10 protein-coding genes and 1 pseudogene are annotated in these 15,333 nt (G+C 63.2%); 8 read left to right on the top strand and 3 right to left on the bottom strand.

What is annotated here, in order from left to right; genetic code table 11:
• Positions 1 to 29: 29 nt before the first annotated feature.
• Positions 30 to 563 (bottom strand): G/U mismatch-specific DNA glycosylase, encoded by a 534-nt coding sequence (mug, locus tag K0P33_RS18875; RefSeq protein ID WP_094952633.1) that lies wholly within the window; start codon positions 561 to 563, stop codon positions 30 to 32.
• Positions 560 to 712, bottom strand: a pseudogene (locus tag K0P33_RS18870) (LysR family transcriptional regulator); the annotation flags it as partial. The gene mug and the pseudogene K0P33_RS18870, both read right to left, overlap by 4 nt.
• Between K0P33_RS18870 and K0P33_RS18865 the strand changes: the two are divergent.
• The 8 genes from K0P33_RS18865 to uvrA all read left to right on the top strand — a co-directional run bounded on the left by K0P33_RS18865 (position 690) and on the right by uvrA (position 12,042).
• Positions 690 to 845 carry a hypothetical protein gene (locus tag K0P33_RS18865; RefSeq protein ID WP_242150471.1) on the top strand — a complete coding sequence of 52 codons (156 nt, stop codon included), beginning with the start codon at positions 690 to 692 and terminating at the stop codon, positions 843 to 845. The pseudogene K0P33_RS18870 and the gene K0P33_RS18865 overlap by 23 nt on opposite strands.
• A gap of 88 nt (positions 846 to 933) precedes the next feature.
• Positions 934 to 1,770 carry a glutathione-dependent disulfide-bond oxidoreductase gene (yghU, locus tag K0P33_RS18860; protein WP_094952634.1) on the top strand — a complete coding sequence of 279 codons (837 nt, stop codon included), beginning with the start codon at positions 934 to 936 and terminating at the stop codon, positions 1,768 to 1,770.
• A gap of 211 nt (positions 1,771 to 1,981) precedes the next feature.
• The gene (lexA, locus tag K0P33_RS18855) at positions 1,982 to 2,599 is read left to right on the top strand and encodes a transcriptional repressor LexA (protein ID WP_094952635.1); all 618 of its coding nucleotides are present in this window, start codon (positions 1,982 to 1,984) and stop codon (positions 2,597 to 2,599) included.
• Entirely contained in the window at positions 2,599 to 3,213 is a 615-nt protein-coding gene (gene imuA / locus K0P33_RS18850; RefSeq protein WP_094952636.1) for a translesion DNA synthesis-associated protein ImuA, read from the top strand. Before lexA ends, imuA begins: the two co-directional genes overlap by 1 nt.
• Positions 3,214 to 3,220: 7 nt before the next feature.
• Complete coding sequence (locus K0P33_RS18845) at positions 3,221 to 4,636, top strand: DNA polymerase Y family protein (RefSeq protein WP_242150468.1); 1,416 nt, start codon at positions 3,221 to 3,223, stop codon at positions 4,634 to 4,636.
• Positions 4,612 to 7,704, top strand: coding sequence for an error-prone DNA polymerase (locus K0P33_RS18840; protein WP_242150465.1), 3,093 nt, complete (start codon positions 4,612 to 4,614; stop codon positions 7,702 to 7,704). Before K0P33_RS18845 ends, K0P33_RS18840 begins: the two co-directional genes overlap by 25 nt.
• Before the next feature lie 109 nt (positions 7,705 to 7,813).
• Entirely contained in the window at positions 7,814 to 9,526 is a 1,713-nt protein-coding gene (locus tag K0P33_RS18835) for an ATP-binding protein (RefSeq protein ID WP_242150462.1), read from the top strand.
• On the top strand, positions 9,523 to 12,042 hold the full coding sequence (gene uvrA, locus K0P33_RS18830; protein ID WP_242150459.1) for an excinuclease ABC subunit UvrA: 2,520 nt from the start codon (positions 9,523 to 9,525) through the stop codon (positions 12,040 to 12,042). The genes K0P33_RS18835 and uvrA overlap by 4 nt, the downstream gene beginning before the upstream one ends.
• Before the next feature lie 1,159 nt (positions 12,043 to 13,201).
• Here uvrA and tkt read toward each other — a convergent pair.
• Complete coding sequence (gene tkt / locus K0P33_RS18825) at positions 13,202 to 15,265, bottom strand: transketolase (RefSeq protein WP_242150456.1); 2,064 nt, start codon at positions 15,263 to 15,265, stop codon at positions 13,202 to 13,204.
• Positions 15,266 to 15,333: the final 68 nt, after the last annotated feature.

Raw genomic sequence — 15,333 nt, 5'->3', positions numbered from 1 at the left:
AAGCCTCCATTGCTCTCAGGGGGGTGGTCTCACGAGATTAAGGGCACGGCGGCGGCCTGCGCAATAGCCTCGCGCAGTTGTTGATAGGCCTGCACGAGTTGGTCCAGGCTGAACGCCAGGTTGCGCCCGCTGGGGTTGGGCAGCACCCATACCGACGCGCCACCGAATAACTGCGCTTGCGGCCCCCACTCAATCTGCTGTTGGCCGGACAACGCGCTATAGCCGACTTTGCCGAGAAACGCGATGACGCGCGGCTGGCAGCGGTGGATTTTCTGTTCAAACGCCGTCGCCGCCTCCTTGAATTCATGCCGCGCCAATTCCCCCGCGCTGGCCGTCGGCCGCTCCACCAGCGTGGTTAGCCCGCAGTGATACTGCAACAGTGTGGTGCCATCCTGCGGGCGAATCTCATGGGGCGTAAAACCAGCCAAATGCAACGTGCGCCAGAAGCGATTGCTGCGATTGGCAAAGTGCTGGCCGAGCGCGGCGGAGCCTTTGCCCGGGTTGATGCCGCAGAACACCACGTGCAGGTGGTCGGCGAGGATGTCTTCGAGGCGGTCGCTCATGTTGATTCTGCCTGTAAATGGGTCAGCAGCCACTCGGTAAAGCGGCGCGCGAGCGGATCATGCTCACTGTCGCGATGGGTCAAGAGGGCCCAGTTGGGGCTGCGAATGGTGGCGTCTGCCAACGGTGTGAGCAAGCTATCTTCCTGCGCTGCGGCGCACTATGCCGAAGACCGTTCGACCTCGCGTTATCGCCAGCGCGCCGTGGCTTACCTGGATGTGGTGACTGCCCAATTGGCGGCGCTGCAGCGAATTACACCTGCAAACTCAGCCATTGAGCGCTAATGTAGGCGCTGATCAAAGCGCTGGGTGACGGGTGGAACGTGGCTCAATTGGCTGCGTCGAACCCTATTTAAACCAAGGAGAAGTCAGCATGACCGAGTACGTACCTCCGAAAGTCTGGACCTGGGACAGCGAAAGCGGCGGCACCTTTGCCAGCATCAACCGGCCTATCGCCGGTGCCACGCATGAGCAGGCACTGCCGGTCGGCAAGCACCCACTGCAACTGTATTCCCTGGCCACGCCCAATGGGCAGAAGGTCACGATTCTGCTGGAAGAGCTGTTGGCCCTGGGGCATGCCGGCGCGGAATACGATGCATGGTTGATCAAGATCGGTGACGGTGATCAGTTCGGCAGCGGCTTTGTTGCGGTGAACCCGAACTCGAAGATCCCGGCATTGCTGGATCGCAGTGGTGATACGCCGATTCGGGTGTTTGAGTCGGGTGCGATTTTGCAGTACCTGGCGCAGAAGTTTGGGGCGTTCTTCCCCACCGAACCTGCGGCGCGTGCGGAGTGTTTGTCGTGGTTGTTCTGGCAGATGGGCAGCGCGCCGTATCTGGGCGGTGGGTTTGGGCATTTTTATGCGTATGCGCCGAGCAAGATGGAGTACGCGATCAATCGGTTTGCCATGGAGACCAAGCGTCAGCTGGATGTGCTGGATCAGCGTTTGGCGGTGAGTGAGTATATTGCCGGGGACGAGTACACCATTGCCGATATTGCGATTTGGCCTTGGTATGGTGGGTTGGTCAAAGGCCGTTTGTATGGGGCGTCGGCGGAGTTTCTGTCGGTGCATGAATATAAACATGTGCTGCGCTGGGCTGAGGCGATTGAGGCGAGGCCGGCGGTGCAGCGGGGGCGGCGGGTGAATCGGGTTTCTGGGGAGCCTGCGGAGCAGTTGCGTGAGCGGCATGATGCGAGTGATTTGGACTGAGTACATATCCGTTGCGGCGGTAACGGCTTCGTATGGTTTCGCTCTTGCAGCGGGTCACTTTTGGCTGGGCCGGCATTCCGGGCTCTTTTCCAAAAGTGACCCGCCGTAAGGGCGGAACCCATATCAGCCGTTACCCAAATAACGGATATGTACTCGATCAAACCCCCGTCCGACTACCGGCTATTGTCAGGAATTTCCCACAAGAGTACAAATGTACTCCATGACAACCCTGACCCCCCGCCGCACCGCCATCCTGACCTTCATTCGCGACCGTATCGCGCAACAAGGCCAACCCCCCAGCCTCGCCGAGATCGCCGAGGCGTTCGGCTTCGCCTCGCGCAGCGTCGCCCGCAAGCACGTGGTGGCGCTCACCGAAGCCGGCTTCATCGAGGTCAACCCCAACCAGGCCCGTGGCATTCGCCTGCTTAACCAGCCGGCTCGTCCCGAATGGCTGGACGTGCCCGTGCTCGGCCGCGTCGCCGCCGGCTTGCCCATCGGCGCCGACGCCGAAGTGCACAACCGCCTGCAACTCGACCCCGCCACCTTCGCGAAAACCCCGGACTACCTGCTGCGGGTCCAGGGCGATTCAATGATCGAAGACGGCATCCTCGACGGCGACCTGGTCGGTGTACGCCGCAGCGCCGAAGCCTTGAACGGCCAGATCGTGGTGGCGCGCCTGGACGGCGAAGTCACCATCAAACGCTTCGAACGCCACGGCGAGCATGTGCGCCTGCTGCCGCGTAACCCCGCGTATCAACCCATCGTGGTCGGGCCCGATCAGGACCTGGCCATCGAAGGGGTGTTCTGCGGCCTGGTGAGGCAAGGCTGATGGGCGCCGTCGTTGCCCTGGACTCGCTGTTCAATGGCGGCCGAGTCTGGAAGGGCCGGCCTGCCGCGCCACCGGCCAGCGTGCACCCCACCGGGCTTGCGGCGCTGGATGCGGTGCTGCCCAGCGGCGGCTGGCCGGAGGCGGCCCTGAGCGAAATCCTGATGGCCAAGGAAGGGGTCGGCGAATTGCAATTGGTGTTGCCGACCCTGGCGCGCTTATCAAAGGCTGGCGAGCGCATCGTGCTGGTCGCGCCACCTTACACGCCGTACCCGCACGCCTGGCAGAACGCCGGGGTGGATTTGCGTCAGCTCTCGGTGATCCAGGCCGAGGAGCGCGATGCCTTGTGGGCGGTAGAGCAATGCCTGCGTTCCGGCAGCTGCGGCGCGGTGTTGTGCTGGCCGCGCAAGGCCGATGACCGTGCCCTGCGCCGCTTGCAGGTGGCGGCCGAAACCGGGCAGACCCTGGCGTTTGCCTGGCGCTCTTTACAGGAGGCGGTCAATGCATCGCCCGCCGCCTTGCGCCTGGCCGTTGAGGCAAAACCTGCGCAAGTGCGGGTGCTCAAGTGCCGCGGCGGGTTGGCCCATCCGGCGCCGATTGCGCTGGCGGGGCACTGAGGTTGCCATGCGCTGGGTGTGTATTGTCTTCCCGCAATTGGCGCTGGACGGGGTGCAGCGTGTGCATCCCGAGCCCGAGCAACCGCTGGCGCTGCTGGCCGGCACGCCGCAGCGCCGCGTGCTGCAAACCGTCAATGACGCCGCGCGCGCCTTGGGTTTGCGCCCCGGGCAATCGCTGACCGCCGCGCATGCCCTGGCCAAGACCTTCGCCAGCGCCGAATACGACCCCGCAGAGATCGAGCGCTGGCAGCAGTTTCTCGCGGCCTGGGCCTACCGTTTCAGTTCCCAGGTCAGCGTGTATTACCCGCGCGCCTTGTTGTTCGAGATCGAGTCGAGCCTGGGCCTGTTCGGGCCGTGGCCGCAGTTCGAGGCGCGGTTGCGCCAGGAGCTGACCGAGCTGGGGTTTCGCCACCGTATCGTTGCCGCACCCAACCCGGCATCGGCGCGGGTGCTGGCGAATAGTTACGATGGCCTGGCCGTGGCCGATGAGCACGCGTTGCACCAAGCCCTGGCGCCACTGCCGATTGATCGCGCCGGCCTTGACCCGCAGGCCGCCACCGCCTTGTCGCGCATGGGCCTGCGCACGCTGGCCCAGGTGCAGGCGTTGCCCCGGCATACCCTGGCGCGGCGTTTTGACGCCAGCTTGCTCAAGCACTTGGATGCACTGACCGGGCAGCGGCCGCTGCCACTGGCGTTCTATCAGCCGCCGGACCAGTTCGATGTGCGCATCGAGTTGAATTTCGACGTGCAATCCCACCAGGCGCTGCTGTTTCCCTTGCGCCGCCTGACCGGTGATCTGTCTGCCTTCCTTTGCGGGCGCGACAGTGGCGTGCAGCGTTTCGACCTGCACTTGGAACACGCCCAGGCGCCCGACAGCGTGATCAAGGTCGGCCTGCTCAGCGCCGAGCGTGAACCGGCGATGCTCTTCGAACTGGCCCGTGGCCGCCTGGAACAGGTGCAAGTCACCTCGCCGGTACGCGGCTTTCGCCTGGTGGCCCAGGACCTGCCGGTGTTCGTGCCGCAGCGCCAGGACTTGTTCGACGACCGCCCGCAACAGACTTTGCCCTGGGAGCAACTGCGCGAACGCCTGCGCGCACGTCTTGGCGATGAAGCGGTGCAAGGCTTGCGTTTTCATGCCGACCACCGCCCCGAATGCGCCTGGCAAGCCGCCGCCGATAACCGCGCGTGCCAAAGCTTGAGCAAGGTGCAACGCCCCGGTTGGCTGCTGCACGAACCGACCTTGCTGGCCGAGCAGGGCGTACAGATTTTGATGGGCCCGGAACGCATCGAGTCCGGCTGGTGGGATGGCGCCGATATTCGCCGCGACTATTACCTGATCCAGACCCGCGCCGGGCAGCAAGGCTGGGCCTATCGCACCGTGGGGCAAAGCGATGGGCTGTGGCTGCAAGGCTGGTTTGCATGAGCTACGCCGAGCTGCATTGCCTGTCCAATTTCAGCTTCCAACGCGGCGCGTCGAGTGCGCTGGAGCTGTTCGAGCGCGCCAAGCGCCAGGGTTATAGCGCCTTGGCGATCACCGATGAATGCACTTTATCGGGCATCGTGCGCGCCTGGCAGGCGGCGAAGGCGGTGGACTTGCCGCTGATTATCGGCAGCGAGGTGCGCATCGAGAACGGCCCGAAACTGGTGCTGCTGGTGCAGGACCTCAGCGGCTACCAACACCTGTGCCGCCTGATCACCCTGGCCCGACGCCGCGCCGAAAAAGGCCGCTATCGCCTGCTACAGGAAGACTTCGACCAGCCACTGCCGGGGTTGCTGGCATTGTGGGTCGCCGAAGACAGCGACACCCAAGCCTCGATCCAATGGCTGCGCCGCACCTTCGCCGAACGGCTGTGGCTGGCGGTGCACCTGCATTGCGGCCAGGACGATGCGCGCCATCTGGTGCAGCGCCTGGCCCTGGCCGCCAGCCTGCATATTCCGGCGGTGGCCTGCGGCGATGTGCACATGCATGCGCGTGGCCGCCGTGCCCTGCAAGACACCATGACCGCGATCCGCCATCACGTCACGGTGGCCGACGCCGGCACGCGCCTGCACCCCAATGGCGAGCGGCATCTGCGCAGCCTCGACGCCTTGGCCGCGCTGTACCCGCAAGCCTTGCTCGACGAAACCCTGGCTATCGCGCGGCGCTGCACCTTCGACTTGAGCCAGTTGCGTTACCACTACCCGCGCGAGCTGGTACCCGCAGGCCAGGATGCGAAATCCTGGCTGCGCCAGCTCACCGAAGAGGGCATCGCCCAGCGCTGGCCCCAGGGTGTCGACGCCAAGACCTTGCAGCAGATCAACCATGAGCTGGAGCTGATCAGCGAGCTGGGCTACGAGAGCTATTTCCTCACCGTGCATGACATCGTGCGCTTCGCCCGCAGCCGCTCGATCCTGTGCCAGGGCCGGGGTTCGGCGGCCAACTCGGCGGTGTGTTTTGCCTTGGGCATCACCGAGATCAACCCGAGCCTGATGAACATGCTGTTCGAGCGCTTCCTGTCCAAGGAGCGCAACGAGCCGCCGGATATCGACGTCGACTTCGAACACGAACGCCGCGAAGAAGTGCTGCAGTACGTGTTCCAGCGCTACGGCCGCACCCGAGCAGCGTTGACGGCGGTGGTCAGCAGCTACCACGCGGCTGGCGCGGTGCGCGATGTGGCCAAGGCCCTCGGCTTGCCGCCGGACCAGATCAACGCCTTGGCTGAATGCTGCGGGCGCTGGAGTGAAGACGCACCGCCCTTGGAGCGCCTGCGCGAAGGCGGCTTCGACCCGCAAAGCCCGATCCTGCGCCGCGTGCTCACGCTCACCCAGCAATTGATCGGCTTCCCCCGGCACCTGTCCCAGCACCCCGGCGGTTTTGTGATTTCCGAATACCCGTTGGACACCCTGGTGCCGGTGGAAAACGCCGCCATGGCCGAGCGCACCATCATCCAGTGGGACAAGGACGACCTCGATGCCGTCGGCCTGCTCAAGGTGGATATCCTCGCGTTAGGCATGCTCAGCGCGATCCGCCGCTGCTTCGATTTACTGCGCCGCCACCGCAACTTGGACTTGGCCTTGGCGAGCATCCCCAAGGAAGACCCCGCCACCTACGCGATGATCAGCAAGGCCGACACCATCGGTGTGTTCCAGATCGAGTCGCGGGCGCAGATGTCGATGCTGCCCAGGCTCAAGCCGCAAACTTTCTATGACCTGGTGATTGAGGTCGCTATCGTGCGGCCCGGGCCGATCCAGGGCGGCATGGTGCATCCGTACCTGCGGCGGCGGAACAAGGAAGAGCCCACCACCTATCCGTCGCCGCAGCTTGAGGCCGTGTTAAAGCGCACTTTGGGCGTGCCGCTGTTCCAGGAGCAGGTCATGCAGATCGCCATGGTTGCCGCCGATTATGGCCCCGGTGAGGCCGACCAGTTGCGCCGCTCTATGGCGGCCTGGAAACGCCACGGCGGGCTGGAACCGCATCAGGCGCGCCTGCGCACCGGCATGCTCAAAAACGGTTACAGCGAGGAATTTGCCGCGCAGATTTTCGAGCAGATCAAAGGCTTTGGCAGCTATGGTTTCCCCGAGTCCCACGCGGCCAGTTTCGCCTTGCTGACGTACGCCAGTTGCTGGCTCAAATGCCATGAACCGGCGGCCTTCGCCTGTGCACTGATCAACAGCTGGCCGATGGGCTTCTACAGCCCGGACCAGATCCTGCAGGATGCGCGGCGTCATCGCTTGCAGATTCGCCCGGTGGATGTGCTGGCCAGTGACTGGGATTGCAGCCTGGAACCCATCGACGGCCAGCAACCGGCGATTCGTATGGGGTTGCGCATGATCTCGGGGTTTCGCGAGGAGGATGGCCGGCGCATCGAAGCGGCCCGCCAGCGCCGGGCGTTCAGCGACATTGCCGACCTCGACGAGCGCGCCGGGCTGGATGCCCGCGCCCAGGCGTTGCTGGCGGACTCGGGCGCCTTGCGGGCCCTGGCTGGCAACCGGCACAAGGCGCGCTGGGAGGTGGCGGGCGTGCATAAGCAGCTGGGGCTGTTTGCTGGCCTGCCCAGCCCCGATGAAGCGCTGGTGGAACTGCCTGCCCCTACGGTCGGCGAGGACCTGCACGCCGACTATGCCACGGTGGGTACCACCCTCGGCCCGCATCCGTTGGTGTTGTTGCGTGCTGAGTTGCGTAAGCGCCGCTGCCGCAGTTCCCAGGAGCTGATGACGGTGGAGCATGGGCGCAATGTCAGCGTCGCGGGGTTGGTCACCGGTCGACAGCGCCCGGGCACCGCCAGCGGGGTGACCTTTGTCACGCTGGAGGATGAATTCGGCAACCTCAATGTGGTGGTCTGGCGCCACCTGGCCGAGCGTCAGCGCCAGGCATTAATCGGTTCACGACTGTTGAAAGTCGACGGGCGCTGGGAAGCTGTAGGCGAGGTGCGGCACCTGATTGCCGGGCGCCTGAGCGACCTGACGCCGCTGTTGGAAGGCATTCATGTGCGCAGCCGAGATTTTCACTGAGGCCAGTGGTTTTTGCCGGCATTACCCCCTAACGTATACCCAGTGAAACCATCTGCTGCTGGCGTGCTCCAAAACTTGCGACTGCCCTCTCTTTGCACAGAGCCAACCGATGCAATTTTTATCTAACCCCTACGGCTGTGAAGGCTGGTCTGGTGAAATGGCCCGGCGTATTCGTGCCTTCGATTGGTCGAGCACTGACCTGGGCGCGATCGACAGCTGGAGCACCAGCCTGGCCTGCAACGTGCAGATGATGCTGGCCTCGCCCATACCGATGGTGATGCTCTGGGGCCCGGCGGGGCACATGATCTACAACGACAGCTATTCGGTGCTTGCCGGCGGGCGGCACCCGTATTTGCTCGGTACGCCCGTGGAGCAGGGCTGGCCTGAAGTGGCCGAGTTCAACCGCTATGTGCTGGACACTTGCCTGGCGGGCGGCACGTTGTCGTTCAACAACAAAGAACTGGTGCTGCTGCGCAACGGCAAGCCCGAAGATGTGTGGATGGACCTTTACTACAGCCCCATCGCCGGCGATAACCAGCAACCGGCCGGGGTGCTGGCGATTGTGGTGGAGACCACCGCGCACGTGAACTCCGAGCGCCTGCGCCAGGAATTGACCCATAACCTGGAGCAACGCGTGGCTGCCGAAGTGCAGGCGCGTTCCGCCGCCGAAGCGCAACTGCGCCAATCGCAGAAGCTTGAAGCGATTGGGGGCCTCACCGGCGGCGTGGCCCACGACTTCAACAACCTGCTGCAAGTGATCGCTGGCAACCTGCACCTGCTGGCCCGGCATGAACCGGAAAACGCCCAGGTGCAGCGGCGTGTCACGGCCGCCATCGCGGCGGTGGAGCGCGGCGCCAAACTGTCTTCGCAACTGCTGGCCTTTGCCCGCCGTCAACCGCTGTCGCCGGCGGTCTATAACCCTCAGCGCATTTATGCCGGGTTGGTCGAACTGCTGCAGCGTGCGTTGGGCGAAACCATCCATATCGATGTGCAACTGCCCCAGGATTCCTGGTGCATCAACGTCGACCGCAACCAGTTGGAAAACGCGCTGCTCAACCTGGCGATCAATGCCCGCGATGCCATGCAAGGCGAGGGCGTGATCCGCATTACCGGCGAAAACATCCTCCTCAACCCCGACGACTGTGCAGGTAAGAGCCTCCTGCCGGGCGAGTACGTGCGCCTGGCCGTCACGGATATCGGCAGGGGCATGTCGGCGGCGATCCTGGCGCGGGTGTTCGAGCCTTTTTTTACCACCAAACGTGAGGGCCACGGCACTGGCCTGGGCCTGAGCATGGTATTTGGTTTTGTGCGCCAAAGCGGCGGGCATGTGGAGGTGTGGAGCGAGGAGGGCAGGGGCACGGTGGTGCAGATGTATTTCCCGCGCAGCCTCGGCGAGGAAAGCCACGACACCGAGGTTGACCCTGTGCTGCATACGGGTGGCCAGGAGACGATCCTGGTGGTCGAGGACAATGCTGACGTACGCGTGACGGTAGTGGATTTGCTCGAACAGTCGGGCTACACCGTGCTCACCGCCGAAGACGGCGACCGCGCGATGCAAACGTTGCTGGGCGGCGTACAACCGGACCTGATTTTTACCGATGTGGTGATGCCCGGCCGGATAAAAAGTACCGACCTGGCTGACTGGGCCCGCGCCCAGGTGCCGCCGGTGGCGGTGCTGTTCACCTCCGGGCATACCCGCGACATTCTCTCCAGCAATCACCTGCTGAGCCCCGACATTCACCTGCTGAGCAAGCCCTACAGCCCCGAAGCCTTGACGCAACGGGTGCGCAGCGTGCTCACCGCCAGACAAGGTTGCCCATGACTTCACAGCGCAACATCCCTCCCATCACTGCCCAGCGCCCAGGTTTTGTCCGGGTGCGCGGCGCCCGCGAACACAACCTGCGTAACGTCGATGTGGACATTCCCCGGGATGCCCTGGTGGTGTTCACCGGCGTCTCGGGCTCCGGCAAATCATCCTTGGCGTTTTCCACGGTGTATGCCGAGGCCCAGCGGCGTTATTTCGAATCGGTAGCGCCCTATGCGCGACGCCTGATCGATCAGGTCGGCGTGCCGGACGTGGACTCCATCGAAGGCCTGCCACCGGCTGTGGCCCTGCAACAGCAGCGCGGCACGCCGAGTGCGCGCTCTTCGGTGGGCAGCGTTACCACCTTGTCGAGCCTGATCCGCATGCTGTACTCCCGCGCCGGCAGCTATCCGCAGGGGCAGGCGATGCTGTACGCCGAGGACTTTTCACCGAACCTGCCCCAAGGCGCGTGCCCGCAATGCCATGGGCTGGGCCGGGTGTACGAAGTGACCGAGGCGCTGATGGTGCCCGACCCGTCCTTGACCATCCGTCAACGCGCGGTGGCGTCTTGGCCGTTGGCGTGGCAGGGGCAAAACCTGCGCGACATCCTCGTGACCCTGGGTTACGACGTGGATATCCCATGGCGCGAGCTGCCGAAAAAGCAGCGCGACTGGATCCTGTTCACCGAAGAAACCCCCACCGTGCCGGTGTACGCAGGCTTCACCCCTGAACAGACTCGCGACGCACTCAAGCGCAAGCTCGAGCCGAGCTACCAAGGCACTTTCAGTGGCGCGCGGCGCTACATCCTGCACACCTTCACCCACACCCAAAGTGCGCTGATGAAAAAGCGCGTGTCGCAGTTCATGCAAGGCAGTGCCTGCCCGGTGTGCGAGGGCAAACGGCTGACCCAGGCGGCGCTGTCGGTGAAGTTCGCCGGGGTGGATATTGGTGAGTTGTCGCAGCTGTCATTGTCGCAACTGGCCGAGTTGCTGCGCCCGGTCGCGGCGGGGCAGGACAAAATGAAACTGTCGGTGGAAAAGCGCCTGGCCGCGCAGCGTATCGCTCAGGATTTGCTGGAGCGGGTCAGCACCTTGACTGAATTGGGCCTGGGTTATCTGTCTTTGGAGCGCAGCACACCGACCTTGTCCTCCGGCGAGTTGCAGCGCCTGCGGCTGGCCACGCAATTGGGCTCGCAGTTATTCGGCGTGATCTATGTGCTGGATGAGCCGTCGGCGGGCCTGCACCCGGCGGATGGCGAAGCGTTGTTCACCGCGCTTGAGCGTCTGAAAGCGGCGGGCAATTCGTTGTTCGTGGTGGAGCATGACCTGGAAACCATGCGCCGCGCCGACTGGCTGATCGATGTGGGGCCGGCGGCCGGCGAGCACGGTGGGCAAGTGCTCTACAGCGGCCCGCCAGCGGGCTTGGCGGATGTCGAGGCATCGCAGACGCGCGAGTATCTGTTTACCGAGCAGCGCCCTTCGAGTCAGGCGCGTCGTGAGCCTTCCGGCTGGTTGAAGCTCAAAGGCGTGACACGCAATAACCTCAATGACCTGAACGTGGATTTCCCGCTGGGCTGCTTCACGGCAGTGACCGGGATTTCCGGCTCGGGCAAATCCAGCCTGGTCAGCCAGGCGTTGCTGGAACTGGTGGGCATTGGCCTGGGCCGCGTTGTGGAAAACGACGAAGAACCCAGCCTGGAAGACGCCACCCCACAAACCAGCGGTGGGCGTATCAGTGCCGGGCTGGAGCACATCCGCCGTCTGGTGCAGGTAGACCAGAAACCCATCGGCCGCACCCCGCGCTCTAACCTGGCAACCTACACCGGGCTGTTCGACAACGTGCGCAAACTGTTCGCCGCCACACCGGCTGCGAAGAAGCGCCACTACGATGCTGGGCAGTTCTCCTTCAACGTCGCCAAGGGCCGCTGCCCGAATTGCGAGGGTGAAGGGTTTGTCAGCGTCGAGTTGCTGTTTATGCCGAGCGTGTATGCGCCGTGCCCGACGTGCCACGGTGCGCGTTATAACCCGGACACCCTGGCGATCAAATGGCAGGGCTTGAGCATCGCCCAGGTGCTGGCGCTGACGGTGGAACAGGCGGTGGAGGTGTTTGCCGAACAGCCGGGGGTGTTGCGTTCGCTGCAGGTGCTGCGCGATATCGGCCTGGGTTATTTGCGTTTGGGCCAGCCGGCGACGGAACTGTCCGGCGGTGAGGCGCAGCGCATCAAGCTCGCGACCGAACTGCAACGCAATGCACGGGGCGCCACCTTGTACGTGCTGGATGAGCCGACGACCGGGCTGCACCCACGGGATGTGGACCGCTTGCTCAGGCAGCTGAATCATCTGGTGGACGCCGGGCATACGGTGGTGGTTGTGGAGCATGAAATGCGCGTGGTGGCGCAGAGTGACTGGGTGATTGATATCGGCCCGGGGGCGGGGGATTTGGGCGGGAAGGTGGTTGTCAGTGGCACGCCGCAGAAGGTGGCGAAAAGCAAGGTTAGCCGTACTGCGCCGTTTCTGAGCCGAGAGCTGATTTAACTAGCTATGAGGTCGAAATGTGGGGGCGGGCTTGCCTGGTATCTTCACATCTTTTTTTCGAATTGAATTGTGTGGTTGTTTTGGGGGGCGCTGGGTACATATCCGTTATTTGGGTGATGGCTGATATGGGTTCCGCTCTTACAGCGGCTCACTTTTGAAAAGCGCAAAAGTAAGCAAAACGCTCTTGCCCCACCACTCGGCACCTCGCTTAGGCTCGGTGTGCCCTCACTCCGGCTTTGGAGCGGGGGCCGCCGCCATGGGCCATCCTTGGCCCATCGCGGCTAAACCGGCGTCCTGCCGGTTTACCCCCGCTCCAAAGCCTGCGTTCGGCCAGCGTGGTTTAACGGGGCGCCTAAGATCAAGATCAAAAGCAAGAGCACGGCGGCCTAGTAGCCGACCTGAGTGGTTAGATCAAAAGCAAAGCCGAGGCGGCCTGACAGCCGACCTGATATTTGAAACTGAACTCAATCAAATGTGGGAGCTGGCTTGCCTGCGATGGCATCAACTGGTTATGCCTGATACACCGAGGTGCCTGCATCGCAGGCAAGCCAGCTCCCACAGAAAAGCAGAGCACTGCGGTGCTGGCAGCCGAGTTCGGTCAAAAGTGTGGGAGCGAGCAAGCCCGCTCCCACAGTTGGATCTCGGTACATCAGACAGAGAATGTGGTGCTCTGCTTCTGCCCTGCTTTTGCTTCAACCACTCAGGTCGGCTACTAGGCCGCCGTGCTCTTGCTTTTGATCTTGATCTTGATCTGAGGCGCCCCGTTAACCACGATGGCCGAACGCAGGCTTGAATCCGTGGGTAACCCGGCAGGACGCCGGGTTAGCCGCGATGGGCCAAGGATGGCCCATGGCGGCGGCCCACGGATTCAAGCCGGAGTGAGGGCATGCCGAGCCTAGGCGAGGCACCGAGTGGTGGGGCAAGAGCCCTTTTGGTTACTTTTGGGGCTCTTTTCCAAAAGTGACCCGCTGTAAGAGCGGAACCAATAGCAGCCGTTACCGCAGCAACGGATATGTACTCAATCCACCTAACCCCTCACAGGCTAAGCTCAACTTAAAGAGTTGCGTAAATATCTATGCTGCGATGACTGATACATCGGTCAAAGCAGTATCGACTGACAGCCCGCCATCGCAGGCAAGCCAGCTCCCACAGTCTTTGATCAGTGTTGAGTCAGTTGAATCTGCTCTTTAGCCAGCTTCACCACATTCTCCACCGTAAACCCAAATTTCTCCTGCAACTTGGCCAACGGCGCCGACGCGCCAAAGCTGTTCATCACCACCTTGGCGCCGGTCTGCCCGACATACCGGTCCCAACCCAATGGCCCGGCCTGTTCCACCACCACGCGCGCTTTCACCGCCGGCGGTAACACGCTGTCGCGGTAAGCCTGGTCCTGTTCTTCAAACAGCTCCCAGCTCGGCATCGACACCACTTGTGCCGAGATCCCTTGGCCTTTCAACTGCTCATACGCCGCCACCGCCAGGCTGACTTCACTGCCCGTCGCCAACAGCAGAACCTTCGGCTTGTCAGCACCCGCCAACACATAAGCGCCCTTGGCCGCGCCAGACGCCGCCGCATATTGGGTACGGTCCAACGTCGGCAATGCCTGACGCGACAACACCACACAACTCGGCCGATGAGTTTGCGCCAGGGCGACCTTCCACAACTCCAGGGTTTCGTTGGCATCGCCTGGCCGTAAGGTCAGCAACCCCGGCGTTGCACGCAGTTGCGTCAGATGCTCGATAGGCTGATGCGTCGGCCCATCTTCACCCACGCCAATCGAGTCATGGGTAAACACGAACACCACCGGCAACTCCATGATCGCCGCCAGGCGGATCGGCGGTTTCATGTAGTCGCTGAACACCAAGAACGTCGAGGTGTACGGCCGCAGGTAGGACAGCGCCATGCCATTGGCAATCGCGCCCATGGCGTGCTCGCGGATGCCGAAGTGCAGGTTGCGACCGCTGTAGTCGTCAGCACTGAAACGCCCGGCACCGTCAAAGGTGAGGTTGGTCTTGGTTGAAGGCGACAAGTCCGCCGAACCGCCGAGCAGCCAGGGGATGTGCTGGGCAAAGGCATTCAATACCTCGCCACCGGCGGCACGGCTGGCCACGCCCTTGGCGTCGGTGTCGAAGCTGGGCAGCTCATTTTGGCACTGCTCGGGCATTTCGCCTGCGCGCATGCGGCGCAGTTCATCCGCCAGTTCCGGTTCGTACTGTTCCAGCTGTGACAACCGCGCATTCCACTCTTCATACAACGGCTTGCTGCGCTCCAGCAGGGCGTCACGCAAAACGCTGCGGGCTTCGTCGGGCACCAGGAAATTGGAGTCTTCGGGCCAGCCGTAGGCGGCCTTGGTTAGGCGGATTTCGTCCGCGCCCAACGGCTCACCATGGGCGGCGGCGGTGTTGTGTTTGTGCGGCGAGCCATAGCCGATCACGCTGTCGACCACAATCAGGGTCGGCGCGCCGGTATTCGCTTTGAAGGTCTCCAGCGCCGTGCTCAAGGCCTGCAAGTCATTCGCGTCGGTAACGTGCAAGGTGTGCCAGCCGTAGGCCTGGAAACGCTTGATCACATCCTCACTGAACGCCAGCTCGGTGTGGCCCTCGATGCTGATGGTGTTGTTGTCGTAGATCCAGCACAGGTTATCCAGCTTCAAGTGCCCGGCCATCGACGCCGCTTCGCTGCTGATGCCTTCCATCATGTCGCCGTCACCGCACAGGGTGTAGACGTTGTAGTCGAACAGCACCTTGTCGTCGCGGTTAAAGCGCTGGCCCAGCCAACGCTCGGCCATGGCCATACCGACACTGTTGGCGCAGCCCTGGCCCAGCGGGCCGGTGGTGGTTTCAACGCCGGTGGTCATGCGGTACTCGGGATGGCCTGGGGTTTTGGAGCCCATCTGCCGGAATTGCTTGATATCGTCCAGGCTGATCGCCGGTTGGCCGGAGCGTTTGCCGTGGGCGTCAATCTCCACCACGCCGGCCAAGTGCAGCAGCGAGTAGAGCAGCATGGAGGCATGCCCCACCGACAACACAAAGCGGTCACGGTTAGGCCAGTCGGGGTGCTCGGGGTGATAACGCAGGAACCGGCTCCACAACGTGTAGCCCACCGGCGCCAAGCCCATGGGCGTGCCCGGGTGGCCGGAATTGGCCTTCTGCACGGCATCCATGGCCAGGGTGCGAATAGTGTTGATGCATTGGGTGTCGACAGCAGTGGCAGCGTGAGTCATAAAACCGTTCTCCCTCAGGTGGCGATCTACAGTGGAGGGCAGGGTGCGGCAAAGGTTTGATCCCATCG

Source organism: Pseudomonas sp. ArH3a, assembly GCF_022648765.1.
Lineage (GTDB): Bacteria > Pseudomonadota > Gammaproteobacteria > Pseudomonadales > Pseudomonadaceae > Aquipseudomonas.
Note: the sequence above shows the minus strand (reverse complement) of the source record. Positions and strands in the feature narration are given on the sequence as shown.